Annotated in this window: 26 protein-coding genes; 13 read left to right on the plus strand and 13 right to left on the minus strand. The window is 62.4% G+C overall.

Annotated elements, in window-relative coordinates; translation table 11 throughout:
- Positions 1-29: 29 nt before the first annotated feature.
- Complete coding sequence (gene ychF / locus V1277_RS20650; RefSeq protein ID WP_334417869.1) at positions 30-1,127, plus strand: redox-regulated ATPase YchF; 1,098 nt, start codon at positions 30-32, stop codon at positions 1,125-1,127.
- A 131-nt stretch (positions 1,128-1,258) separates the two neighbouring features.
- Here ychF and V1277_RS20655 read toward each other — a convergent pair whose 3' ends face one another.
- A complete protein-coding gene (locus V1277_RS20655) occupies positions 1,259-1,552 on the minus strand; it encodes a DUF4282 domain-containing protein (RefSeq protein ID WP_028350758.1) in 294 nt (97 codons plus the stop codon).
- A gap of 205 nt (positions 1,553-1,757) precedes the next feature.
- On the opposite strand from V1277_RS20655, the gene V1277_RS20660 reads away from it, so the two are divergent.
- The 3 genes from V1277_RS20660 (at position 1,758) to V1277_RS20670 (ending at position 3,000) form a co-directional block, all read left to right on the plus strand.
- The gene (locus V1277_RS20660) at positions 1,758-2,219 is read left to right on the plus strand and encodes a MaoC family dehydratase (RefSeq protein WP_334417870.1); all 462 of its coding nucleotides are present in this window, start codon (positions 1,758-1,760) and stop codon (positions 2,217-2,219) included.
- Between the two features lie 2 nt (positions 2,220-2,221).
- Positions 2,222-2,701 (plus strand): MaoC family dehydratase, encoded by a 480-nt coding sequence (locus tag V1277_RS20665; RefSeq protein ID WP_334417871.1) that lies wholly within the window; start codon positions 2,222-2,224, stop codon positions 2,699-2,701.
- Between the two features lie 155 nt (positions 2,702-2,856).
- Positions 2,857-3,000 carry a hypothetical protein gene (locus V1277_RS20670; protein WP_197427265.1) on the plus strand — a complete coding sequence of 48 codons (144 nt, stop codon included), beginning with the start codon at positions 2,857-2,859 and terminating at the stop codon, positions 2,998-3,000.
- Between the two features lie 338 nt (positions 3,001-3,338).
- Here V1277_RS20670 and V1277_RS20675 read toward each other — a convergent pair whose 3' ends face one another.
- The 6 genes from V1277_RS20675 to V1277_RS20700 all read right to left on the minus strand — a co-directional run bounded on the left by V1277_RS20675 (position 3,339) and on the right by V1277_RS20700 (position 7,050).
- Complete coding sequence (locus V1277_RS20675) at positions 3,339-3,755, minus strand: hypothetical protein (RefSeq protein WP_334370159.1); 417 nt, start codon at positions 3,753-3,755, stop codon at positions 3,339-3,341.
- Positions 3,756-3,938: 183 nt separating this feature from the next.
- Positions 3,939-4,838, minus strand: coding sequence for a hypothetical protein (locus V1277_RS20680; protein ID WP_442894505.1), 900 nt, complete (start codon positions 4,836-4,838; stop codon positions 3,939-3,941).
- A gap of 213 nt (positions 4,839-5,051) precedes the next feature.
- A complete protein-coding gene (locus V1277_RS20685; protein WP_334417872.1) occupies positions 5,052-5,486 on the minus strand; it encodes a nuclear transport factor 2 family protein in 435 nt (144 codons plus the stop codon).
- A gap of 172 nt (positions 5,487-5,658) precedes the next feature.
- A complete protein-coding gene (locus V1277_RS20690; RefSeq protein ID WP_334417873.1) occupies positions 5,659-5,925 on the minus strand; it encodes a hypothetical protein in 267 nt (88 codons plus the stop codon).
- A gap of 221 nt (positions 5,926-6,146) precedes the next feature.
- Positions 6,147-6,596 (minus strand): nuclear transport factor 2 family protein, encoded by a 450-nt coding sequence (locus V1277_RS20695; RefSeq protein ID WP_057842225.1) that lies wholly within the window; start codon positions 6,594-6,596, stop codon positions 6,147-6,149.
- Positions 6,597-6,837: 241 nt separating this feature from the next.
- Positions 6,838-7,050, minus strand: coding sequence for a hypothetical protein (locus V1277_RS20700; RefSeq protein ID WP_334370155.1), 213 nt, complete (start codon positions 7,048-7,050; stop codon positions 6,838-6,840).
- Positions 7,051-7,414: 364 nt separating this feature from the next.
- On the opposite strand from V1277_RS20700, the gene V1277_RS20705 reads away from it, so the two are divergent.
- Complete coding sequence (locus tag V1277_RS20705; RefSeq protein WP_334370154.1) at positions 7,415-8,263, plus strand: metal-dependent phosphohydrolase; 849 nt, start codon at positions 7,415-7,417, stop codon at positions 8,261-8,263.
- Positions 8,264-8,308: 45 nt separating this feature from the next.
- On the opposite strand, the gene V1277_RS20710 is transcribed toward V1277_RS20705, so the two are convergent.
- A complete protein-coding gene (locus V1277_RS20710) occupies positions 8,309-9,001 on the minus strand; it encodes a glutathione S-transferase family protein (RefSeq protein ID WP_334417874.1) in 693 nt (230 codons plus the stop codon).
- Positions 9,002-9,399: 398 nt separating this feature from the next.
- Here V1277_RS20710 and V1277_RS20715 point away from each other — a divergent pair, with 398 nt between their 5' ends.
- From V1277_RS20715 to V1277_RS20730, 4 genes are all read left to right on the plus strand, one after another.
- Positions 9,400-11,565: a hypothetical protein gene (locus V1277_RS20715; RefSeq protein ID WP_334417875.1), complete on the plus strand. Its 2,166-nt coding sequence runs from the start codon at positions 9,400-9,402 to the stop codon at positions 11,563-11,565.
- Positions 11,566-11,655: 90 nt separating this feature from the next.
- Complete coding sequence (locus V1277_RS20720; RefSeq protein WP_442894589.1) at positions 11,656-12,678, plus strand: TAXI family TRAP transporter solute-binding subunit; 1,023 nt, start codon at positions 11,656-11,658, stop codon at positions 12,676-12,678.
- Positions 12,675-13,298 (plus strand): hypothetical protein, encoded by a 624-nt coding sequence (locus V1277_RS20725; protein ID WP_334417877.1) that lies wholly within the window; start codon positions 12,675-12,677, stop codon positions 13,296-13,298. The genes V1277_RS20720 and V1277_RS20725 overlap by 4 nt, the downstream gene beginning before the upstream one ends.
- Before the next feature lie 29 nt (positions 13,299-13,327).
- The gene (locus V1277_RS20730; RefSeq protein ID WP_334417878.1) at positions 13,328-13,867 is read left to right on the plus strand and encodes a DsrE family protein; all 540 of its coding nucleotides are present in this window, start codon (positions 13,328-13,330) and stop codon (positions 13,865-13,867) included.
- Between the two features lie 110 nt (positions 13,868-13,977).
- Here the strand turns inward: V1277_RS20730 and V1277_RS20735 are convergent, their stop codons facing one another.
- From V1277_RS20735 to V1277_RS20755, 5 genes are all read right to left on the minus strand, one after another.
- Positions 13,978-15,522, minus strand: coding sequence for a peroxidase family protein (locus tag V1277_RS20735; protein WP_334370148.1), 1,545 nt, complete (start codon positions 15,520-15,522; stop codon positions 13,978-13,980).
- Positions 15,523-15,707: 185 nt separating this feature from the next.
- Positions 15,708-15,986 (minus strand): hypothetical protein, encoded by a 279-nt coding sequence (locus V1277_RS20740; RefSeq protein WP_334417879.1) that lies wholly within the window; start codon positions 15,984-15,986, stop codon positions 15,708-15,710.
- Between the two features lie 200 nt (positions 15,987-16,186).
- Complete coding sequence (locus V1277_RS20745; RefSeq protein WP_334417880.1) at positions 16,187-16,894, minus strand: glutathione binding-like protein; 708 nt, start codon at positions 16,892-16,894, stop codon at positions 16,187-16,189.
- A 134-nt stretch (positions 16,895-17,028) separates the two neighbouring features.
- Entirely contained in the window at positions 17,029-17,277 is a 249-nt protein-coding gene (locus tag V1277_RS20750) for a hypothetical protein (protein ID WP_065743530.1), read from the minus strand.
- A 13-nt stretch (positions 17,278-17,290) separates the two neighbouring features.
- Entirely contained in the window at positions 17,291-18,052 is a 762-nt protein-coding gene (locus V1277_RS20755) for a sulfite exporter TauE/SafE family protein (RefSeq protein ID WP_334417881.1), read from the minus strand.
- A gap of 91 nt (positions 18,053-18,143) precedes the next feature.
- Between V1277_RS20755 and V1277_RS20760 the strand changes: the two genes are divergently transcribed.
- The 4 genes from V1277_RS20760 (at position 18,144) to uvrB (ending at position 24,042) form a co-directional block, all read left to right on the plus strand.
- Positions 18,144-19,049, plus strand: a complete 906-nt coding sequence (locus V1277_RS20760; RefSeq protein ID WP_334417882.1) for a LysR substrate-binding domain-containing protein — start codon at positions 18,144-18,146, stop codon at positions 19,047-19,049.
- Positions 19,039-20,259 (plus strand): NAD(P)-binding domain-containing protein, encoded by a 1,221-nt coding sequence (locus V1277_RS20765; protein WP_334417883.1) that lies wholly within the window; start codon positions 19,039-19,041, stop codon positions 20,257-20,259. The genes V1277_RS20760 and V1277_RS20765 overlap by 11 nt, the downstream gene beginning before the upstream one ends.
- A 254-nt stretch (positions 20,260-20,513) precedes the next feature.
- On the plus strand, positions 20,514-20,726 hold the full coding sequence (locus V1277_RS20770) for a hypothetical protein (RefSeq protein ID WP_057842216.1): 213 nt from the start codon (positions 20,514-20,516) through the stop codon (positions 20,724-20,726).
- Between the two features lie 355 nt (positions 20,727-21,081).
- Complete coding sequence (gene uvrB, locus V1277_RS20780) at positions 21,082-24,042, plus strand: excinuclease ABC subunit UvrB (RefSeq protein WP_334417884.1); 2,961 nt, start codon at positions 21,082-21,084, stop codon at positions 24,040-24,042.
- Positions 24,043-24,207: the final 165 nt, after the last annotated feature.

Here is a 24,207-nt window from a genome sequence, read left to right on the forward strand (position 1 = left end):
ACCGTCAGCAACGAACTTCAGGACAAGTTATGGGATTCAAATGCGGTATCGTTGGCCTGCCCAATGTCGGCAAGTCGACGCTGTTCAACGCGCTGACCGAGACGGCCGCGGCGCAGGCGGCGAATTATCCGTTCTGCACCATCGAGCCGAATGTCGGCGAAGTCGCCGTGCCTGACCCCAGGCTCGACAAGCTGTCGGCGATCGCAGGCTCGGCCCAGATCATCCCGACGCGACTGACCTTCGTCGATATCGCAGGGCTCGTCCGCGGCGCTTCGAAGGGCGAAGGCCTCGGCAACCAGTTCCTCGCCACCATCCGCGAGGTCGACGCGGTCGCGCATGTGGTGCGGTGTTTCGAGGATTCCGACATCACCCATGTCGAAGGCAAGATCGCGCCATTGGCCGACATCGAGACCATCGAGACCGAACTGATGCTCGCCGACCTCGACAGCCTGGAGAAGCGGGTCGACAATCTGGCGAAAAAGGCCAAGGGCAACGACAAGGACGCCAAGGAAGCGCTCGACCTCGTTAACCGCGCCCTGGTGCTGCTGCGTGAGGGCAAGCCGGCGCGGTTTCTGGAATGCAAGCCGGAGGAAGAGCGCGCCTTCGGCATGCTTGGCCTCTTGACCTCCAAGCCGGTGCTCTATGTCTGCAACGTCGAGGAAGGTTCGGCCAAGGACGGCAACAGCTTCTCAAAACAGGTGTTCGAGCACGCCAAGAAGGAAGGCGCGGTCGCGGTGGTGATCTCGGCCAAGATCGAATCCGAGATTGCGACCCTGTCACGCGAGGAGCGCGCCGACTTTCTCGAGACGCTCGGCCTGGAGGAGGCCGGCCTCGACCGCCTGATCCGCGCCGGCTACCAGTTGCTCGACCTCATCACCTATTTCACCGTCGGCCCGAAGGAAGCCCGCGCCTGGACCATCCACCGCGGCACCAAGGCGCCGGCGGCGGCCGGCGTGATCCATACCGATTTCGAAAAGGGCTTTATCCGGGCCGAGACCATCGCCTATGCCGATTACGTCGCGCTGAACGGCGAAGCCGGCGCCCGCGACGCCGGCAAGCTCAGGCTGGAAGGCAAGGAATATGTCGTCGCCGACGGCGACGTGATGCATTTCAGGTTTAATACGTGAGAAGTCGGTGTGCGTGCCCCGGACGCGGCGCAGCGCGTGAGCGGTGCGCTGCAGAGCCGGGGCCTATCCGGCGTGGGTCCCGGCTCTGCGGAGCAGCGTGAAGAACGCTGCACCGCGTCCGGGACACGAACTTACCGCATCCCGCCCTGATCTCGGATCGCGCCGAGATGCTCGTTGATGCGGAAGACGATCAGGATGAATTCCGCGGCGATGCGCGAAAACACCACGCCGACCACGACGCCGGCGATCGAGGACAACAGCAGGATGAATCCGCCGAACGGGCTGACCGCCATCGCGGCAAGCGCCGAAAAAATTCCGGATAGGCCGAACAGCACGATCAAGCCGATGACCAGCCAGTAGAAAGTCTTGATAATCGTGGGCGTTATGAAGCGGTCCCACTGAAATAGATCCTGAAAATCGAACATCGATGGTTCTCCGGCGGGTCAAGAAACCTAGTCCCAGACGGCACAGGGCTAGCTCCGAAAACTGCTTCGGGCAAGTCAGGGCGAGCGCCGGCAGCGGTACTCGCCCGTGGCGAACGAGCCATGCGGGTGGGCGGGTTGAGATTGCTGCAAATAACGGCCACAATCGGGCTTCCCCGCCGCAATCCTCAATCCAAATCGTCAACTGATGACAACGCTGACCTTCGAAGACTTCACGCCCGGCCATTTCGGCACGTTCGGACCGCGCCACGTCACGCGCGAGGAGATTTTGGCGTTCGCCGCCGAATTCGACCCGCAACCGATGCATCTGGACGAAGCTGCTGCCAACGCGTCGATGCTGAAGGGGCTGTCCGGTTCGGGCTGGCATCTCGGCTCGCTCGTGATGCGGATGCTGTTCGACGGGTTTATCGGCCGCACCGCCTCGCTCGGCTCGCCCGGTGTCAACGAAATGCGCTGGCTGTCGCCGCTGCGCCCGGGCGATGACCTGACGCTGGATGTCAGCGTCGCGGAGGCCAGGATTTCGAAAAGCCGGCCCGAGACCGGCATCGTGACCCTCAAGAGTACGATCCGCAACGCGGCCGGGGTCGTACTGTGCGAGATGGAGTCCCCGATGATTGTGCGCCGCCGCCTTGAAGCAGGAGCGGAGTAGCGATGCGTTTCTTCGAGGACATCGAGATCGGCGCGCAGCGCGAGTTTGGATCGTTTACCTTCACGGCCGACGACATCAAGCGGTTTGCCGCGCAGTTCGATCCGCAGCGCTTTCACCTCGATGAGGAAGAGGGGCGCAAATCCCTGTTCGGGGGGCTGGCCGCATCGGGCTGGCACGTTGCGGCGGTGTGCATGAAGCTCTTGGTCGCCGACGGCAAGCGATTGACGGCCGAGGCCGCCGCACGCGGTGAGAAGGTCGCGGTGTGGGGGCCGTCGCCGGGTTTTCGTGAATTGCGCTGGGTCAGGCCAGTGTTGGCGGGCGATACCGTCAGCTTTTCCAACCAGGTCGAAACCAAGCGGACCTCGGAGAAGCGTCCCGAATGGGGCATCCTGCAGGCCCGCAATACCGGCACCAACCAGCGCGACGAAGTCGTGTTCTCGTTCCTCGCCACCGCGTTCGTGCCGCGACGGAATGCGGGTTAATTGTAGCCCGCCAACTCTGTCCGGCGAAACATGGTTAGCCAATTGTTTCGTTAGTGCTTCGTAATCCAAGACTCCACGAAACCGTTTTTTTGCTAACGCATTTTGAACTTTCTGCCTGCCAAATGCGTCTCAGGGGAAGTACCGAGGGGATGAAAATGGCAGATCGCAGCGGCCTGAAATTCGTCGGCTTTGTCTTCGCAACCGTCACGATGGCGGTGATGCTCACCGCCACGATGGTGGTGAAATCCTATGCCGACGGCGTTTACACGATCGAGGACACCGCGTTCGTCCGCCAGTAGTTGCGGATCGGGCAAGCATAGACGCCGAATCTCAAAAAAGATTCAGCGGCTCCAGATCAACGTCATTGCCACGACCGCAAGCGTCAGCAGTCCGACGAAGCGGATCACGAGCGTGCCCATGCTATGCGACGATTGCCGCAACGGCATTGAATTCATGTTGTCTGGCTGAACGTTTTGCATCGCCGGTGTGTGTCCCCAAAAAGGTGCCTGCCGCCAAGTGACGACATCCGTCGTTGGACGCGACCGTGCTTATAAAGTTCAGATCGAACACAGCCAAACAAAACCGCCGCGCTCAGTTACGGAACGCGGCGGAGTGTTAGATTTTTGCAACGATCAGATTAGGCGTTGCGCAGGCCGTCGGCAGCGCGCTTCCACTGCGTGACGTTGTCGGCAATCATGCGCGTCGACTTCATCGCCGCCTGGCTGAGCTGCGCATAGCCCGAGATCTCGCGCTGGACGCGCTGGCCTTCGGCATGAAGCAAGTCGCGGAGGCTTTCGAGTTCGGAAATCAGCTTCTCGATTTCCGCCAGCGACGTGCCGGCGACGCGCTGGATCAGCGAATTGACGTTGTTGACGGTCGCTTCGGCATTGGCGTCGATCGGCATGGCGTCCGGGGCCACCGCGGGCCGACGCAGATAGGCGATATCGTTGCGAACGAAATCGCGGATGCCGGCCTCGACTTCGGACACGGCGGCGAGATCGTTGTCGACTTCCGGGTTGGAATCAACTTGTTCGGAACGAATGGTGGCGTTCATCGGCTATTCCTCTGTTTCGCTTTCAGGCGAGCGCGGACAGTCCCCCGCACGACGAAGTGGAGCGGCCCCATCTGTCCTGCCGATTTTGTCCGCATCTTGGCCAATCTGCGGCAATGGTGGTTCATTCTCTGGGGCGGTACCCTCGAGATCGGAAAACGCGTCAAATTGGGACGATTTCGGCCCTCACCAGCTACGCCTGAAGCCGGCGCTGAGGCTCTTGTTGGCGGCACCCGAGGGAGTTTCGCCGATCGAGCCGGAGATGGTGACGCCGTCGAACAGCTTCTGCTCGGCGCCGACCTTGCGCAGCCACTTGTCGTCGGATGTCGATAGCGTCTGGCCGGCGATCAAGCTGGTGCCGGTGTCGGCAATGCTGAGCTTTGCCGACTGGTCGGTCTCGTAGCTGCTGGCCGGATGGCCGACGATGCCGGGCACCGGCACGATACCCTGCTGGATCAGGTTGTAGTCGTTCTTCAGGGTCAGCGAATACTGCTCGCTGATTGGCAGCGATTTGCTCAAGGATGTGCCGAGCTTGCTCTGCTCGGATCCGGGATCGACCCGGGCCTCGACCGCGGTCGTGTCCCAAATCGAGCCAACGCCTGGGGCCGTAATCGCAGCCCACGCGGTACCGGACGATTGCGGCAGGCTGCCGCCATTGGCAAGTTTTTCCGAAAGCAGTTCGGACGTCGTCACCGTGCCTTGCCGCGCGACCGTCATGTCGGCGCCGATCCGCGCATCCCAGAACGGCGAGATGGATTGCTTGACCGATACCGCGGAGGTGCCGTTCGGTCTTTCATTGGCGGACCATGAGGCATCCGCGCTGGCAGCGCCTTTCGACGAATTGCCTCCCTTCGGCGCCTGAAAGCTCAGGGTCGATGCATCGACGTTGAGTTGGCTCCAGTCGAGCTTTTCGACGTCGATGTCCTTCATGATGTCGGCATCGTTGACGCTGGGAGCCGCCTCGGCTTCTTCAGCCTCTTGCATCTCCGGCTCGTCGGTCGGCGGCGTTTGCGCCGCCACAGCCAATATCGATGCCAAACTTACGCCGGCCACCAGCATTGGCAGCCGCGCCCAGCCAAATCGCATTTTCGGAATCATTGCCCCGCCCGCATTCCCAGTCGCGCCAAGAATGCGTTTGTTTTAGTGCGAAATTATGACCGGGTTCTTGTCATTGCGAGCCAACGGGTCGCGCGAATGCGCGCCCGATGACAGGCTCCGCGAAGCAATCCATCTCTCTGCGCACGGCGAAGCATGGATTGCTTCGTCGCTTGCGCTCCTCGCAATGACGGCACCTGTGAGTTACACCGCCATCCGCGGCAGGTGAATCGGGTAGCCGATGGTCTGTTCGACCAGATCGAAGGTGTCGACCAGCACGCGCAGATTGGTCAGGCGGCCGGCCCTGAACTGGGCGAAATGGGCGATGCGCAGGCTGATCGGCTTGTCCGAATCCAGCGCGGTCAGCGAATAGCGCATCATCGAGGCGGCCGTATCCACTCCCAGCATGATCGATTCGCGGTCGAAGCGGTGGACGCGGAAATTGTCCGCGACCTGCCGGACCACCTCCATCACGGCCGCCTTGCCGCGGCGCTGGCCGAAGAAGGGATACATATCGATCGGTCCATAGATCGCCCAGTCGACCTCCTCGTCGAGCAGGGCTTCGAGATCGGCGGGCTGGCGTTCATTGATCGCACGATACAACGCGCGCGAAAAACGCCAGAGACTATGCTCTGTCATTTTGATTTGGTCCTAAAAACTGGATTTCAAAACGGCAATCGCGCCCAATCGGGCGTCTTCATCGACACCGGGCCGAAATGCCGAACTTCACTGTTGCAGCCAGAAATAGAGCAGTTTCGCCAGAACACAATTGTCGTTTTTGCAATGCACAAATGCGACTGTTCTGGCCGCATTATCGGTCGTGGCGGCGCACCGGTTCGCGCTCGATGGCGATCTCGGCGTCGCGAATGGCGATGATGCCGAACAGCAGGGCACAGCCGATACCGCCGATCGCGGCCCCCATCGGCATGAAGGTGAAGAACACCAGCACGCTGCTATAGCCTTCAAAACTCGTGGTTTTGAAGATTTCCACCCAGGCGAGACCCACCCCGATGCCCAGTGCCGCGCCTCCCAACGCCCCCAACGCCAAACCAAGCAAAGCCAGCAACGCGATCTTCATATGATCTTCTGGTCCGCAAACAGCCTCGCAGTGTGTCGCGGCCGGCGCGATCAGGTTCATGGCGGGGAGGGAATAGGTGGTGCTGTCATTCCGGGGCGCACGAAGTGCGAACTACGGTGCGCAATTGCGCACCTGAGAATCTCGAGATTCCCCGATGCGCAATTGCGCATCTGAGGTCTGGTCCTAACGGACTATCCCGGAATGACGCCGTTGGGCAAACGCTAAATCGGCTCCGGCCTTCTACCGGTCAGGATCGCGGCGACGTCGCGTTCGAGCAGTTGCTGGACCAGATCGAAGGTGTCGATGATTTCCCTGATCTGGCTGATCTTGCCGTCGCGTAGCGTGTAGAAGCCGGCGATGTCGAACTGCACCATGCGCTGATTGATGCTCTTGCGGAAGAACACGCGGATGAACGCGGCCGCCTTGTCGCCCTCGACGACCAGGATCGGCACCTCGCAGCGCAGTTCGGAATAGCGGGCGCGGACGGCGTTCCACATCTCGCGCATTTCGGCCTTGCCGCGACGGTGGCCCATATGCGGCAGGATGTCGATCGGGGCGTTGGCGAGCGATTCGATGTCGTCGGTGCAGCGCGCCAGCGCGCCTTCGACGTCGCCGGAATACAGGATGTTGAGGAAATCCAGTACGCGCTGACGATGAGATTCCTCGGTCATTCGTCCACCCCGTCTGGGTTCGATCCGGCTCTGCGGCCCAGTCCATTGTGAAGGGAAGGGCGGGGGATCAATCAGCAAAAGCAACCTACAGTATGTGACGCGGTGGTTTCCAAAAGGTTCACTGCCGCCCGCGATGCGGCGCATCGTCCGGAGACGCGCGGAGCCTGTCATCGGGCCGCGCTACGCGCGGACCCGTTGGCGCTCGTCACCATTGAGGGCTTATGACACGGTAAGATTAGCGCTAGGCCAGGATAGTGCTGCCGCTCCTGTCCGGTCGGCTAAGCGGCGTCTTGGTTGCGATCACCGCCCGGATGTCGTCGGCCAGTTCGCGGTAATGCAAGCCGAGGCGCAGGTATAGCTCGCGCTTCGCCCCATCCGACGTCAACTTGCCGATCAAATCGCATTCGGCAGCGAGAGTCTCGAACCGCTCCAATTTGGCTTCAAGGTCGGTCATGACGCGTCTCCCCAACAGCCACCAAGGGGATCAGCTTACGCCTTCATTTTACGTCACGGCTAACATCGTTATCGGATAGAACTAATTTACAGCCTCGGCGATTGCGTGGACGCTCCGGCAATCGTTGTCTGGTAATTTGCCTCGGGAATTCCCAAGCGAAGCAAAGCCTCCTGGCCAGGTACCCGGATGAGAGGGCGTCAGAGAATGCCCGGCTCACGACCGATCGGCGGACGCTTTGAGTGCACCCGCGGACGGAGACGTTGGGCCACGCTTTCTGGTGGCGCGAGTAGACATTGGCCACCGGAAGAAACGCCGATGTGCTATCATGCCGGCGCCAACGTCGCACAAATGACGCGGTGCTCAGATGATCACAATCCCGGAACTGGTGGCGCAAGCTTTGGGGTCGTTTCTGGCCTCGGATACAAAGAGCCGGTTTGGCTCCTCCCATGCCCGGCTGGCTGAATTTCTCCCCTATGCAGCCAGGCTCACATTGGAATGCATCGGCAACAGCGATGCCCTGTATCACAACATCGAGCACACAATGCTCGTGACCCTTGCCGGGCACGATATCCTCATGGGTCGGGCGATGCTACGGCCAACGACGGCAGACGATTACGCCAATTTCATCCTGGCGTGCCTCAGCCACGACATCGGATTCGTTCGTGGAATTGTCCAGGGAGATGACGGAGATTCCTATGTCGCAGATCTCAGCGGCCGCACTGTTCGCCTGGCGCGAGGTTCATCCGATGCTGCGCTGGCAGCCTACCATGTGGACCGCTCGAAGCTGTTCGTCTTCGAGCGGCTCGACACTGCCGAAGAAGTCGATGCGAGCCGGATCGCCAGGGCAATCGAATATACCCGATTTCCCTATGTTGATTCATCGTCAAACGACGAGCTGATCGAAGAAGAGGGCCTGTTGCTGCGCGCGGCCGACCTCATCGGGCAGCTCGGCGACCCCAACTATCTGAAGAAAGCGAATGCCCTGTTCTACGAATTTGAAGAAGTCGGCATGAACAAAACGCTCGGCTACGAGACGCCGGCAGACGTTGTTTACAAATATCCGCAGTTCTATTGGAACAACGTCGCGCCGCAGATCCAGACGGCAATACGCTATCTCAATGTCACGTCGAGTGGACGGCAATGGATAGCAAACCTGCACAGCAACGTTTTTCGGGCCGAGCGCGAAATGAACTTGTCCGGCCCGCAGCCGTGATAATGGCATGCTCGCTCCGCGTGAATGAAGCGTCAGCCGCCGGTGCTAGCCGTGATAGCTCGGCGAATTCCGCGCCAGCCCATCGAACGTGTCGAACAGCCGCTCGCGCCAGGCATAAACCGGATCTTCTTCCATCAGCAGCTTGAACGGGCTGACCACGCGCGCCCACTGGAACGCGCCGAACACGATATAGTCCGCATAGTTCGCTGCCGTGCCGCCGAGGAAGGGCTGCGTCCGCAATGTCAGCCGCAGCGGATCGAGGCTTTTGCGAAAACCTTCGACCGCCTTGTCGCGGCCGGCCATGATGTCTTCCAGCTTTTTGCCAAAGCGCGCCTCGCGCGACGCGCGGAAATAGGCGGCGTCCTCCGGCTTCAGGTTGAGCGGGATGTCGGCGATGATGAGCGGAAACATGCCGCCGATCACGCCATCGCCCCACCAGTTCAGCATCCGTCCCATGGCGCGGCCGCCTTCGCCGCCGAACAGCGACGGACGGTCCGGATACTTGTCTTCGAGATAGTTGGCGATGGTCCAGGAATCGACGACCGCGCTGTCGCCGTCGAGCAGCACCGGCACCTTCTCCGAGCCATGCGGCGCGATCGCGCTTTTCTCGGAAAAGCACCAGGGAATCGTCTCCGCCGACAGCCCCTTATGCGCCAGCGCCATCCGCGTTCGCCAGCAGAATGGGCTGAACGGACGGGATGGATCGGTACCGACGAGTTCGTAGAGTTTGAGGGACATCGGCGACATCTTGCGCGAGCAGCGGCAACTACACAAGCGCTGTCATTGCAAGGAGTGCATGCAACGAGGTGTCCGCGTAGCTCGAAGACGAGGCGAACGCAATCCATCATCGGCCCCCTGCCAATCGGCGCTGCTTGAACGACGGATAGCTTTCCACGCCGTAGAACTACGGGAGAAGCACAAGCCTCAGCGGCCTTGAGGACCCTTTGGCAATATCGAAAGCAGTATGAGCGCTCTTCGGCAGTATCTCGGAAGGAGTATTGAATCTCCTTTCCACGCTCGAATACGCTTGGGTTCATTAGCGAAATTCAGAAGTTGACCCGGATTGAGACGCTGACCCGATAATACCTCAGATAGTACGCCAGAAGATTATACCGTTAGAAGAGGCGTTCATTGCAATGCGCCACACCATCGAGACCGCACCAAGAGATGGGAAAGCCGTAATCCTGGAGCATGATCCTACTGGGACCTATGACATTGCTCAGTGGTCGGCTCACGCGGGTCAGTGGGTCACTGAAAATGGTGAGCCAAGCAAGATCACGCCGACGCATTGGCGTCCAATGCCGGGCGACAAATATCTCCCACAAGAGCACGATGAAGCGCACACCTCCTCCCGGTTCTGGCCGTCTTCGCCGCGCGCGCGGCGGCTAATCACGGCTTGCTGGATCACGCTCATCGCGGCGGTGGTCATACGTCTCTACTTCGGCTTCGGGCAAGACACCTCGTTGCACGGTGAGGACTTGCAGAAACCCAAGTCATTGGCGCTTCGGCAGCAAGCCGAGCCCGGTCAAGCGGAAGCGGGTACGAAGGCTGTGCAGGCCGAGCAGACCGTAGAGGCGCCCGGTACCCGACGGGCTATCGAGGGGCTAGATACGAAGCTGCAGACTGCGGCTGCGAACCGCGCACAATCGTTCGAACAAGAGCGGCAGAAAACGGCTGCCCTGGCGCAGGAGGCCGCGACTGAGCGACAAGTGCCGACCACGAGCGCGGCGGAAAGCCGTCAAGCTCTCGATGAGGAACGCGCACGCAGTGCCGCGCTGAAGAGCGAACTTGCCACGGCGCGGCGCGAAAACGAGACGCAAGCGGCGCAATTGAGCAAGGCGAACGAGGAGGTGCGGCAATCCAGGCAGGCGGCAACCGCGGACAGCGCACAATCGCTCGCACAGGAACGGCAGAAGGCTGCAGCCCTGGCGCAGGAGGTCGCAGCGGCGCGACAAGAGCTGACCACAGGCGCGGCGCAGCACCGGGAAGCGCTCGACGAGGAACGCAAGCGCAGTGCCGAGCTGAAGAGCAAACTCACTACAGCCCAGCGCGAAAACGAGACGCAAGCGGCGCAGTTGAGCAAGGCGAACGGGGAAGTACGGCAGCTCAAGCAAGCTGCCGCAGACACCGCAGAATCGCTCGGACAGGAGCGGCAGAAAACGGTTGCCCTCGGACGGGAGGCCGCAGCTGCGCGACAAGAACTCATCATAAGCACGGCGAAACATCGTCAAGTGCTCGACGAGGAACGCGCACGGCAGGCCGCACAGTGGAGCGAACTTGCGGCGGCGCAGCGCGAGATAAAGGCGCAGGCGGCGCAACTGCGCAAGGCGAATGAGGAAATCGGGCAACTCAGGCAGGCGGCAGCGACGGACAGCTCGCTCGAACAGGAACGGCAGAAGACCGCCGCCCTCGCGCAGGAGGCCGCGGCTGCGCGGCAGGAGCTGACCGCGAGTACGGCGAAACATCGTCAAGCGCTCGACGAGGAACGCGCACGGCAGGTCGCACAGTGGAGCGAACTTGCGGTGGCGCAGCGCGAGATAGAGGCGCAGGCGGCGCAATTGCGCAAGGCGAGCGAGGAAATCAGGCAGGGGGCACAATCGCTCGAACAGGAACGGCAGAAGTCGGCTGCCGTCGCGCAGGAGGCCGCGGCTGCGCAGCAGGAGCTGACCGTGAGCGCGGCGAAGCATCGTCAAACGCTCGATGGGGAACGCGCGCGCAGCGCCGCGCTGACGGGCGAACTTGCCACAGCGAAGCGCGAAAACGAGATGCTAACAGCGCAACTGCGCAACGCCAGCGAGGAGATGGAGCAGCTCAAGCAAGCGGCGGAACGCTCCCTGACCGACCTGCGACAATCTCTGCAGCAAGAGCGCGACCGAACCGAGGTAATGGCACGAGAAATCGAGTCCTCGCGGCACACGATTGCTGTGCGTGCTGACCCTGAACCGACGGCCAACAGCAGCATTTCCACCGCAGCGCACGTGATCGAGGTAGCCGCGACGGCGCAGCCGCCGGCCGAGGAAGCGCAAGGGAGTCCGGAGGCGACGAGGTTAATCGCGCGCGCCCGCACGCTGCTTGGTCAGGGAAATATTGGGGCAGCGCGGATCGTGCTCGAGCGTGCTGCCGAGACGGGTAGTGCACGGGCAAGCTTCACGCTCGCAGAGACATATGATTCCGCCATTCTTTCCACATGGGGAACATACGGTACGCGCGGCGATGCGATCAAGGCGCGCGAGCTCTATGCGAAGGCTCGTGCCGGCGGAATTCGGGATGCAAAGGATCGATTGGAGCGGCTGGATCAGTGAGAGGATGACGTTCTGATAATTGGGCATGGAGCCAGGCGGGCCATGGCCGGCTGAAGCCGAAGTTTATACAAAAGGATATTACAGATGAACATGATTTCCAGATCGAGCATTTTGCTCACGTTCGCTGTGTTGGCGCCGATCATTCTGGTGCTTCAGCCTGCCACCTTGGATGCACAAACGCAGAGCGCCCGCAAGGCGCAACGCTCCCCAACGCAGATCTCTGAAAAAGAGAAGATGAATGCCTGGACGGTCGGCCTCGCCGGCGGCTTGCTAGAGGGTGCGCCCCTCCGCCTCGCGGCAGAAATCGCCCGCGTTGTCGACGACGGGCCGAATTTGCATGTGCTACCGATCGTCACCCGGGGCGCTACCGAAAACCTGAACTCGCTGCTCTATTTGCGCGGTGTCGACACGGCGATCATCAATTCCGACGCGCTCGAAGAGTACAAGGTTCAGGTACCCGAGATCCAGCGCCGCATTACCTACCTGCTCAATCTCTTTCCCTCGGAGCTACATATCTTTGTTCGACCCGAAATCCAGAGCCTGCAGGATCTCGCCGGCAAGAAAGTGAACTTCAATACCCAGGGAACGGCCGCCGCCTATTCGGGACCCCTGATCTTCAGCCGTCTCGGCATCAGTTCAGAGAACACCTTCATTCCGCATCAGATCGCGCTGGAGCAGATGCGCAAAGGCGAGATGGCGGCCGTCGTCTTCATCACGTCGAAACCGGTTAACGCCTTCGTGCGCGGGCACTGGGATCCCGGCTTCAAGTTCCTGCCCGTCAAATACGAAAGCAAGTTCGAGGATTACTATCTTCCCGCGGTGCTGGAAGCGGCCGAATACCCCGGTCTGATCAAGCAAGGCGAGCGCGTTCAGACGATTGCGGTACCGACCGTTCTGGTCGCTTTCAATTGGCCGGCAGGGACAAACCGCTATCAGCGCGTCGCCCGCTTTGTTGATGCTCTGTTTTCCCGTATCGGCAAGCTGCAGGGGCCGGGCTTCGACCCGAAGTGGAAGTCGATCAATCTGGCCGCGACGGTCCCCAGCCTCGCCCGCTTTGCGGCGGCGCAGGAGTGGCTGGATCGCCAGGCACGCGCGGCACAGGTGTCGCGATGAAAGCGCTCCCTCTCTCGGTCGCGTTCGAAGTCGTCAGCAGAATCGCGCTCGCGCAAGGCCCGACCGACCCGATGGCGGATCTTCGCGCTTGCTCCCAGTTCGAGCGCGAAGAGCGGCTGGAATGTCTGGACAATGTGCTGCGCAATATTGCGCCGGCCCGACCGGCCCCTGGGGGCGACAATTGGATTGTCAGCGAGACCACTTCGCCCGTTGACTATTCGCCGATCATCACCGCCACCACCCTGTCCCACGGCGGCTCAAATGATCATCCGATGCAACTCTCGATTCGCTGCCGCGCCGGCCGCACTGAAACGGTCATTGCAGGACCGGTCTTCTCCGGCAACGCGAAGGATTATTCCATTTCTTACCGCATCGATGACGATCAGCCCGTGCGGCTTGCGGGAGCCCAGCCGTCGTCCGGAACCGGTGTAGCGTTCACCGGGGACGTCGTGCGCTTGCTGCAGTCGCTGCCCGAGCAGGGCGAGCTTGCCGTTCGTGTGGTGAACCGGACCGGCACCGCCCAGGAAGGACACTTCTTGCTTGGCGGGCTGAAAACGGCGCGAGAGCGGCTCGCCGCAGTGTGCAAATGGCCACACACGGTAGCCGGTCCACGCAACTGAGGTCGTCGAACAATCACGGGAGAAGCGTCATGACAAGGATTGGAAATGCAATCAGAGTGATGGTCGGCGTCATAGCGCTGCTCATTGTGGCGCCGCCATCAGCGCCGGCGCAGGAAAAGAATCAAGCGGCGCTGGTGAAGAAGCAGGCGGCACCTGCGCAAGGGTTGAAGCGTACCGTTGCGGTTGCCGTTGTCGACAAGAAGCCGCACCGCCTGATCTTGCAGGTGAATTCGAACGAGCCCGCGATGATGAATCTCGCGCTCAACAATGCAACGAACGTTGTGCAGTATTACAAGGACCTCGGCGAGAACGTGGCGATCGACATCGTCACTTTCGGCCCGGGCCTGCATATGCTGCGCGACGACACCTCGCCGGTCAAGGCGCGGATCAAGGCGATCTCGGAGAGCAATCCATCGATCTCGTTCCAAGCCTGCGCCAATACGCGCGACAATATGGGCAGGGCCGAAAGCAAGGAAATTCCGTTGATCTCAGAGGCGAAGGTCGTGAAATCCGGAGTCGTGCGTGTCATGGAGTTGCAGGAGCAGGGCTGGACATATGTAAAGCCGTGATGATGGCGCCCCTGCGGAGCCGGCAGCTTTCGCCTGACGGCCAGCGATTGCGCAGCTTTACCGCCGCGCAATCGCTGGATTCATCCTAAGCGCACGATGGCACCGAATGCCTAGACCGTCGAAATCCCGTCGATCGGGCTGATATCGCCGACGAAGCGCAGCAGATCGGCCATGGTGAATTCGCCCTGTGTCTTGGACGGCAGCGTCGGCTTCCAGTTCTTGCCCTTCAGCCACAGATACGATTGACGGTCGCCGTGGACGAGGCCGACGAACACTTCGGCCACGATCGTGGCGCCCACCGGTCCGAGCTTCTCGCCGCCGCCGCGCTGCTCGGCCTCCTTGAGGATGTAGTACCAGAGCGGTGTGTGCTCGTGCAGGCCGTGCTTCTTTGCCGCGGCGCCATCCGTGCCACTCGCGATCTCAGCCGGGGTGAGCGGATTCTTGATCTTCATCGCCTTGGCGACATCCTGTCCCGACGGCAGCCCCAGCATCACGCCGCGCTTGAGATTGCGGAACGGCAGGCTACCGCCACCGCCCGGCAGCTCGTGCAACTGCGGTATCAGGAACGGATCGATCTTCCGCGAGGGATTAAGCCGCACATTGGGAGGATTGGCCGCCAGCACCTCGTGATAGCGGCGCCAGTCGATGATCCAGTTGCTCGAGAGCACAGGTATAGGCAGCGGCGGCTGCACCGGATCGGGCGCGAGATCGCCGATGATGCCGCCCGACAGGCCGGTGAACCTGAACAGCAGATTGAGCGTAGCGGGAATGCCGCCGCCCGGCGTGAACTTGCGGTTGTGGCTGTAGACCTCGCGCACCATGCTATGGCCGAAGCGGTACGCCGCCGCGGAAAACTCGACCGGCATATAGGGCGTCTTCTTGAAGCGGTAGAAGCGGCGGCCCTGATCGAGGATCTTGGCGACGATTCCTTTCTCGGTGATGCGCTCCACGAAATCATGCAGCACCATCCATTGGTAATGCCAGGTCACCGTCTGGCGCGCCTGCGTGAATATCTCGCCGGCCGGCACCCCGGACGCAGCAAGACGGTCGCAGACCTTGTTGTGAAACTTCAGCATCGCCAGGTGCGTCTGGGCAACCACGAGATTCTCGTCATTGCGATGATCGCCGATCAACGCGAAGCCTTCCGGGTTACGTGGCAGGTCGTTGCGCGGCGTGATGGTTACATCGTCAACGCTGATGGTCTTGCCGAGCAGCAGTTTCGGACCGGGCGACTTACCGTCGGCATCGCCGGGATTGCGCGCGTAAAGTTGCCGGCTGCCGTCGGGACCGAGACCGTAGACGCTGTCGAGATCGAGCGCCGGCGTACGGAAGTTTTCGACCGCCGTCGGGTCGGCTTCCTTGTCGCCGAACGAGGTGAGATCGAGCGTGATGTCGTGATCGACAAATTGGCCGAGATAGGTGAAGCCCGCCGGGATCTTGGTGTTGTTGCCGGCGGCGTCACCGGGGTTGGGATCCTTCATCGCGTCGGCAAGCTCCTGCAGCGGCGCGTCGTCGACGGCGAGCGGTTCGAGATTCGGAAACATCCGTCCGAACATTCCGGGATCGTCATGTCCGGAAAGCGAATCGAGAAACTGTCGGGTCGGTTGGCGGCCAGCCTTGCCATGGCCGGGCTGGACATTCACTTGAGTTGCCATCACTTCCTCCAATCGCAAATGTTGGGAGAAGAGGGGTACCGGTGTGTCGCGTGTCAGGTCAGTAAAGATACAGGTAAATTAGCTCGATACCCCTCGAAAGGGTTCAGTCAGCAAAACCCATCTCCAGATTGTGGCCAATCGGAGCGCGGTGCCAGCGGTTTATTTTTCGATTTGTGTGAGCAGCTTCACTGACCGGATGCGATGTCGAACTCTCTGCGTAGCTCGGCGTCGGTGTAAAAACACACGCCGCCATCGAGATCCCGCACCAGCCACTCCTGCAGATACACGATCTGTGTCCCGCTTTGTCGTTCATGTCGGAGCTCGAGGTGCCCGTCCTCGCTTCGCTGCAGCGAGCAACTGGATTGAACCCAGCTCGGCCATTCGTGCAGCGGCTGTCCGGTGAACTGCCAGGCGATCAACGCCACGTTGGTTGGGCGTGGCTTCAGCTTCAGTGTGGTGTCCACAATCGTCTCCGAAACAACGAGTCCTGCGGTTTGACAACGCCCGGGCCCGGCAAAAGTTGGGCGTTTACGCGGCGATTCTCGCCATGATTCGGCGATATTGCCTATGCGTGCTGGGGATGGATATCTGGGGATACGCGTGAATCCCCAGCCTATCACGCCGGAAAGGCGGACCAGGCAAGCCAAGTCCCGGCGATGCTGCGTTACCGCACCACTGCCGCGGTCTGGCCGAACAGGATTCGGCGCTCCTCCTCGGTGCGGTTGACGGGCTGGCCAAAGTTCGGATTGACCTCTTTCGCCTTGGCATAGGCGCGCTCGGTCGCGGGGCGGGCGCGGATGGTCTCCAGCCAGCGCTTCAGATGCGGGAAGTCGTCGATGTTCTGGCTCTGGTTCTTGTAAGGCACGATCCAGGAATAGCTCGCCATGTCGGCGATCGAATAGTCGCCCGCGATGAACTCGCGATCGGCCAGACGCTTGTTGAGCACGCCGTAGAGCCGGTTGGTCTCGTTCACGTAGCGGTCGATCGCGTATTTGATCTTGTCCTGGGCGTAGTTGGAGAAGTGATGGTTCTGCCCGGCCATCGGCCCGAGATTGCCCATCTGCCAGAACGTCCACTGGATCGCGTCATAGCGGCCGTAGAGATCGGACGGTAGAAACTTTCCGGTCTTCTCGGCGAGATACAGCAGCATCGCGCCAGACTCGAAGATCGAAATCGGTTTTCCTCCGCCCTTGGGTTCATGATCGACCATCGCGGGGATGCGGTTATTCGGCGCGATCGCCAGAAACTCCGGCTTGAACTGGTCGCCTTTGCCGATGTTGACCGGAAATATTTTGTACTTCAGCCCGGTCTCTTCGAGGAACATCGTGATCTTGTGGCCGTTCGGCGTGGTCCAGTAGTGAAGGTCGATCATGGGGCGATCCTGCTGGTTGAAATCCGTGCATCGCAAGAAAGATGCGGATGCATGAATTTGATCGGACCGATGTCCCAAGTCAATGCGGGCTAAGGGCGTCGCGCGGAAATGTGATGACGGCTGGCGCCGCGAGACTAGCGTTGCGGCACGCCGATGCGGCCGTGCTCTCGCAGCAGCTTTTCGCCTGATGCGGTGACGGTCACCATCAGTCCGGTTCCGGCGATGGTTTCGCGCACGACATAGCCGCGATCGGAAGCGTCTTCCCAGATGGTCAGGCGCGGACAGGAGGTCCGCCAGGTCGCGACCACTTCTGCGTAATTCCGCGGCTCGCGGGCGACCCATTCGACGAAGTCGAGCACCAGTGGATCTGCAGCATCCGACATCAGCCCTCTCCCTTCAGAAGGAAGCAACCGAGCCGCGAACCAGCAACAGCCAGCTTCCGTAGAGAATGTAATAGCCGGCTACCGTCGTAATCAGCCGGTTGGCCCAGGTACGAAACTGCGCGTCGCTCATCGCCTCAAGAATCCGCCGCGCCAGTGTGGTGCCGAGCATCGAGGCCGCGATCGCAACTGCAGCCAGCACGGGATCGAGCGTCGCTGCCTGGTCGATGATGCCGCCGAAATAGATCAGTTTGGTGAGATGGCTGACGACCTGGCAGGTTGCCTTGGTGGCGACCACCTCGCGGCGGCCGAAATTGCCGCCGAGAAAGAACGTGTCCATCAGCGGGCCGGAAACGCCGGTCATCAGCATCAGCCCCATGCAGATGAAGCCGTAGAACGAGCCCTGCCAGATGCTGTCCGGGTTCGGCTTGAGGTTCTTCGGCATCAGCCGCGCCATGAACGGCGTGGCCCCGAGCAATAGCAAGGCAATCGGCTTGTCCGGCACGTAGCGGGTGAGCGACCAGAGGCCGAGCGCCAGCGCGCAGCCGATCAGATAAACGAACACCGGCCGCCAGCGGATATGCGCCCGCCACAGAAACGCGCGCCAGCCGTTGGAGGCCATCTGCGTGATCGCGTGCAGCACCATCGCGGTGGGCAGCGGCATCAGCATCAGCAGCACGCCGATCAGGATCATCCCGCCGGCCATGCCGAACAGGCCGGACAGAAACGCCGTCGCGACCATCAGGGCACCGAGGGCTGCAATCATCAGGGCCGTCATCGGCAATCTCCACAATCATATTTCTGCCGTGCTTGGACGGCGTGCGCAAACTGAGTTATCTTGCTCTGGCATCAGTTTTCCTGAGGGTCATGTGCGGCGGCTGCTCTTTCTCAACGGCATCAAGGCGTTCGAAGCGGCAGCGCGCACCGGCAGCTTCGCCGCCGCCGGGACCGAGCTCAACGTTTCGGCCGCCGCCGTCAGCCGGATGGTGCATCTGTTGGAAGAGCGGCTGGGGGTGGCGCTGTTCGAGCGGAAGGCCAACCGCCTCGTGACCACCGCCGCCGGCCGCGCCTATCAGAACGGGCTGACGCCGATCTTCGACGCGCTGGCGAGCCTGACCGCGCAGGTGACCGCGCCTGCAAGCGTGCGCGTGCTGACCATCGGCGTCGGTCCGACCTTTGCGATGAAATGGCTGATCCCGCGGCTGGCGGATTTCCGGAAAGAGGAGCCCGATATTGACGTGCGCATCACCACCGGCGGCGCCGCGGTGCCGTTCGGCGAGGACTGGAGTTGTGGCATCAAGCTCGGCGATGGCGAATGGCCCGGCCTGATCGTCGAGCCGTTGTTCGCCGCCGATCTGCTGCCGGTCTGCGCGCCGCGCCTTGCGAACGCGCTCAAACGTCCCGGCGATCTGAAGGGGCCGACCCTGCTGCGGGTGGCGCATTCGCCCGACGACTGGCCGTCATGGCTCGAGGCCGCCGGCACCGCCCGCATCAGCGCCCGCGGGCCGGAGTTCGAATTTTACGGCCAGGCCCTGCAGGCCGCCGTCGACGGCCTTGGCGTCGCCATGGGCATCCGCCCCTATATCGACGACGACCTTGCCGCTGGCCGGCTGGTCGCGCCGTTTGCGTTAAGTGTGCCGAAAGGCATGCGCTGGTATCTGGTGTATCGGGGATTCAGCACGGGGCAGCGCGATTTCGCCGCGTTCCGGCGCTGGATCGTTCGCGCGGCAGCGGAGCCCGCCACGCGCCGCAGGGGCCACAGACATGCCGGATGAGAAGATCGAAACGCTGGTGATCGGCGGCGGCCAGGCCGGCCTCGTGATGAGCCACCGCCTCAAGCAGCGCGGACTGTCGCATCTGGTGCTCGAGCGCCACCGGATCGCCGAACGCTGGCGCAGCGAACGCTGGGACGGATTGATATTCCAGTTTCCGAACTGGTCGGTGCGGCTGCCGGACTTTCCGTTTCCGCACAGCGATCCCGATGGGTTTTCGGATACGGCCACCATCATCAAGTTTATCGAGGCCTACGCGGATTTCGTCGCGCCGCCGATCCGCTGCGGCGTCGCGGTGACGCGGCTGTCGCAGCGCGACGGCGGGCGCTTTGTCGCCGAGACCACGGATGGCACGATCGAAGCTGACAATGTCGTCGTCGCCACCGGACCCTATCAGCGCAGCGTGATTCCGGACCTGTTGCGCGATCATCCGGTGTTTCAGGTGCGTGCCGCCGATTACAAGAATCCCGAACAGCTTCCGCCGGGCGCGGTGCTGGTGGCCGGCGCCGGCGCGTCCGGCGCGCAGATCGCCGAGGAATTGCTGCAGGCCGGGCGGCGCGTCTATCTCTCGGTCGGACGGCATCGCCGCCTGCCGCGCCGCTACCGCAGCCGCGACCTGATCTGGTGGCTCGCCGAAATGCAGTTCGACCAGATCACCCCTGAGGAGCGCGGGCCCGCGCGCCTCGGCCCGGTGATTTCGGGCGCCTATGGCGGCCGCACTATCGATTTCCGCGACTTCGCCGCCCGCGGCATGATTTTGCTCGGACGCCTCGACGCCGCGGATGGCGGCGTGCTCGACATCGCACCTAGCCTCGACAAGAGCCTTGGCGACGGCGACATCGCCTTCACCACCTTCCTCGACACCATCGATGAATATGTGAAACGGCGCCGCCTGGAACTGCCGGAAGAACCCGGCGCCCGCGCGACGCTTCCCGACCCGCCTTGCGTCACCGCGCCGCTCACGCGCCTCGACCTCGCCGCGGAGGGCATCTCTTCGATCATCTGGGCGACTGGCTACGGCGTCGATTTCGGCTGGATTGATATCCCGGTCCTCGACGCCCGCGGCGAAGCGGTTCATCGCAACGGCATCTCAGCCGTATCCGGCCTGTACTTCCTCGGCCTGCAATGGCTGTCGAAGATGAACTCCTCGTTCCTGTCAGGCGTCGGCGACGATGCCGTGGTGCTCGCGGATCATATTGCTTCCCGACGCTGAGCACTCGTGTCCCGGACGCGGTGCAGCGTGAAACGCTGCTCCGCAGGGCCGGGACCCACACGACTTTCGCCCGAACCGATGGACCCCGGAACAGCAGCGCATCACGCCGCAAGGGGCGGCGCGCTGCGCAGCATCCGGGGAACGCCGGCCCGGGCGACGTCTTCCGAAAAACTCCGCGACATGTGAACCGCTTCACATCTGCCTCCATCGCGCCGTGCTCTGCTCGCGGCATGCGCAATTCCGGGGGACGCGCCATGATCTATGGCGGCTTTGAAATCCAGTCGTTCGAAGCAGGGAGAGGGCTATGGCACGCCAGGATTCAACGGGCCGACCAGGAGCCGGTGGTGATCGATGGCCTGGCGTTTCCGACGCTCGAGGTCGGCTTCGCCTGGTCGAATCCGGAAGCGGCGATCGCGGATGCGAAAGCCCATATCGATCGCTTCATGCCGCGGTTCGCGAATCGGTAAGCGCTGTCGGCGCGCTGGCCGGCCGAATCTCCGTTCCCCGCCCCGAACATACCCTGCAGGCCACGCCGCTGCTTTCGACCTGTCCGGATTGCTCGGCCGCGCTCGCGGTCTTGCGTATCATCCCCGGCCGCGCCGGTGCCGAGTACTGGACCATGCGATGCACGCGCTGCGGCGGGATTCATCTGGATATCGTCAAGGCAGCGCCGGCCCGAGCGGATAATGGCGATCTTCGCGTCTGAGGCGCACGACGGTTCCCGATTGCGGTCTTGCTGACATCTGCTGACAGGCGGAAGCGCGCGCTTTCGCGCTGCCATTTGCCCTTTTCTCACCGGCTGACTCGTCCCATATTCGCCGCATGGCGAAGAAACCGGACGCTCCCCGAAAATCAGGCAAAATCCCGAAATCCAAGGCGCACCGGTCCGAGGTGCAACCAATCGGACCGGCGCTGGCGGAACTGCTCAATCCCGCGCTCAACCGCGGCGACGCCGGCATGGGCTCGGGCACCGGCCTGCAGCCGCCGCCCGACAATTCCTGGGACCGCCGCGCCGGCGGCGAGGCCGCCGCGCATCGCGCGCGCGCGTCGACCAAAGGGACGAGCGATGACGTCGCGAAACGCGATGCCAGGCAAGGCCTCAACGAATCCCCCCAAGCCAACTACGGCACCGCGGCCACTATCCCCACGCTCGACCCCGAGCTCGCGCGCCAGCTCGGCCTGCCGACCGCGGAAGACGACGAGGAATCCCTCGCTCGCCCACCGCGCAACAAGATGGAAGCGCTCGGCGTCAAAGCCACCGCCGATGCGCTGGAAAGCCTGATCCGGGACGGCCGTCCCGAATTTCGCGGCGATAACGGCCAGCTCAAAGTCTGGACGCCGCACCGGCCGCCGCGCCCGGAGAAATCCGAAGGCGGCGTGCGCTTCGAGATCAAATCCGAATACCAGCCGAAAGGCGACCAGCCGACCGCGATCGCCGAACTGGTCGAAGGCATCAGCCGCAACGACCGCACCCAGGTGCTGCTCGGCGTCACCGGCTCGGGCAAGACCTACACCATGGCCAAGGTGATCGAGGCGACGCAGCGCCCGGCCCTGATTCTCGCGCCGAACAAGACGCTGGCCGCGCAGCTCTATGGCGAGTTCAAGAACTTTTTTCCCGACAACGCGGTCGAGTATTTCGTCTCCTACTACGACTACTACCAGCCCGAGGCTTACGTCCCGCGCACCGACACCTACATCGAGAAGGACTCGTCCATCAACGAGCAGATCGACCGCATGCGCCATTCGGCGACGCGCGCGCTGCTGGAGCGCGACGACGTCATCATCGTGGCGTCCGTGTCGTGCATCTACGGTATCGGCTCGGTCGAAACCTACACCGCGATGACCTTTGCGCTGAAGAAGGGCGAGCGCATCGACCAGCGGCAGTTGATCGCCGACCTCGTCGCGCTGCAGTACAAGCGGACGCAAGCCGATTTCACCCGCGGCACGTTTCGCGTCCGAGGTGACGTCATCGACATCTTCCCGGCGCACTATGAGGACCGCGCCTGGCGCGTGAACCTGTTCGGCGACACCGTCGAGAATATCGAGGAGTTCGATCCGCTCACCGGCCACAAGCAGGACGATCTCGAATTCATCAAGATCTACGCCAACTCGCACTATGTGACGCCGCGGCCGACGCTGGTGCAGGCGATCAAGTCGATCAAGTCCGAGCTGAAGCTGCGGCTCGACGAGCTCAACAACCAGGGCCGCCTCTTGGAAGCGCAGCGGCTGGAGCAACGCACTACCTTCGACCTCGAAATGATGGAAGCGACCGGAAGCTGCGCCGGCATCGAGAACTATTCGCGCTACCTCACCGGGCGCCGCCCCGGCGAGCCGCCGCCGACGCTGTTCGAATACGTGCCCGACAATGCGCTGGTGTTCGCCGACGAAAGCCACGTCACCGTGCCGCAGATCGGCGGCATGTTCCGCGGCGATTTCCGCCGCAAGGCGACGCTCGCCGAATACGGTTTTAGGCTGCCCTCCTGCATGGACAACCGGCCGCTGCGGTTCGAGGAATGGGACATGATGCGCCCGCAATCGGTCGCGGTGTCGGCGACGCCCGGCGGCTGGGAGCTGAACGAAAGCGGCGGCGTCTTCGTCGAGCAGGTGATCCGTCCCACGGGCTTGATCGATCCGCCGGTCGACATCCGTCCGGCGCGCACGCAGGTCGACGATCTCGTCGGCGAAGTGCGCGCGACCGCTGCCGCGGGGTATCGCTCGCTGATCACGGTACTCACAAAGCGCATGGCGGAAGACCTTACCGAATACTTGCACGAGCAGGGCATTCGCGTGCGCTACATGCACTCTGATATCGACACCATCGAGCGCATCGAGATCATCCGGGACTTGCGTCTCGGCGCGTTCGACGCGCTGGTCGGCATCAACCTCTTGCGCGAAGGCCTCGACATTCCCGAATGCGCGCTGGTCGCGATCCTCGACGCCGACAAGGAAGGCTTTTTGCGCAGCGAAACCTCGCTGATCCAGACCATCGGCCGCGCCGCGCGCAATGTCGACGGCAAGGTGATCCTCTACGCCGACCAGATGACCGGCTCGATGGAGCGCGCCATCGCCGAAACCAACCGCCGCCGCGAAAAGCAGGTCGAATACAACACCGCCAACGGCATCACGCCGGAGAGCGTGAAGAAATCGATCGGCGACATCCTCAACTCCGTCTACGAGCGCGACCACGTGCTGGTCGAGATCGGCGACGGCGGCATGGCGGACGACGTCATCTCGATCGGCCACAATTTCGAGGCCGTTCTGAACGACCTCGAAACCCGCATGCGCGAGGCCGCCGCCGATTTGAACTTCGAGGAAGCCGCCAGACTCCGCGACGAAGTCAAACGCCTGCGCGCGACGGAAATGGCCGTGGTCGACGACCCCACCGCCAAACAGCGCGCCGTGCAAGGCAAGGCCGGCGCCTATGCCGGGACGAAGAAGTACGGCGAGGCCGCCAACCTGCCGACATCAGCGATGAAGAAGCGCGGTGCCTCTTCACCCTCCGCTGTAGGGGGAGGGTCGACCGCCGCAGGCGGTCGGGGCGGGATGAGCCGCAGCGGCGGTCCTTCCACCTCCAAAATCCACAAACCCCACTTAGACGAAATGCACGGCCCGGAATCCTTGCCCCACCGCCCCAGCGGCGCCAAACCGCGCAAGCCGGAGATCGGCAGTGGCAGCAAAATCTTCCAGCCCACGGATTCGCGGCAGTCGGGGCCCGAGTTCGGCCCCGCGCCGCGGTCGAGCGGCGGCGCGCCGGGGCACCGGGGTGGGTGGAAGAAGCGGTAGTCGATCAACGATCGGCGCCCGGAAACCGTCGTTCGCAATAGACGGGAGAACTGTCGCATCGAAAGTCGGCTTGAGAACAATCTAGCGCTTCTTTGGCCTGATGAGCTGGTCATGGACGTTCTTCGCCTGGATTCAGCTCGCTCTTTGCATCGGCGACAGGCTTCG

Origin of the sequence: Bradyrhizobium sp. AZCC 1588 (genome assembly GCF_036924735.1) — a bacterium.
Taxonomy (GTDB): Bacteria; Pseudomonadota; Alphaproteobacteria; order Rhizobiales; family Xanthobacteraceae; genus Bradyrhizobium.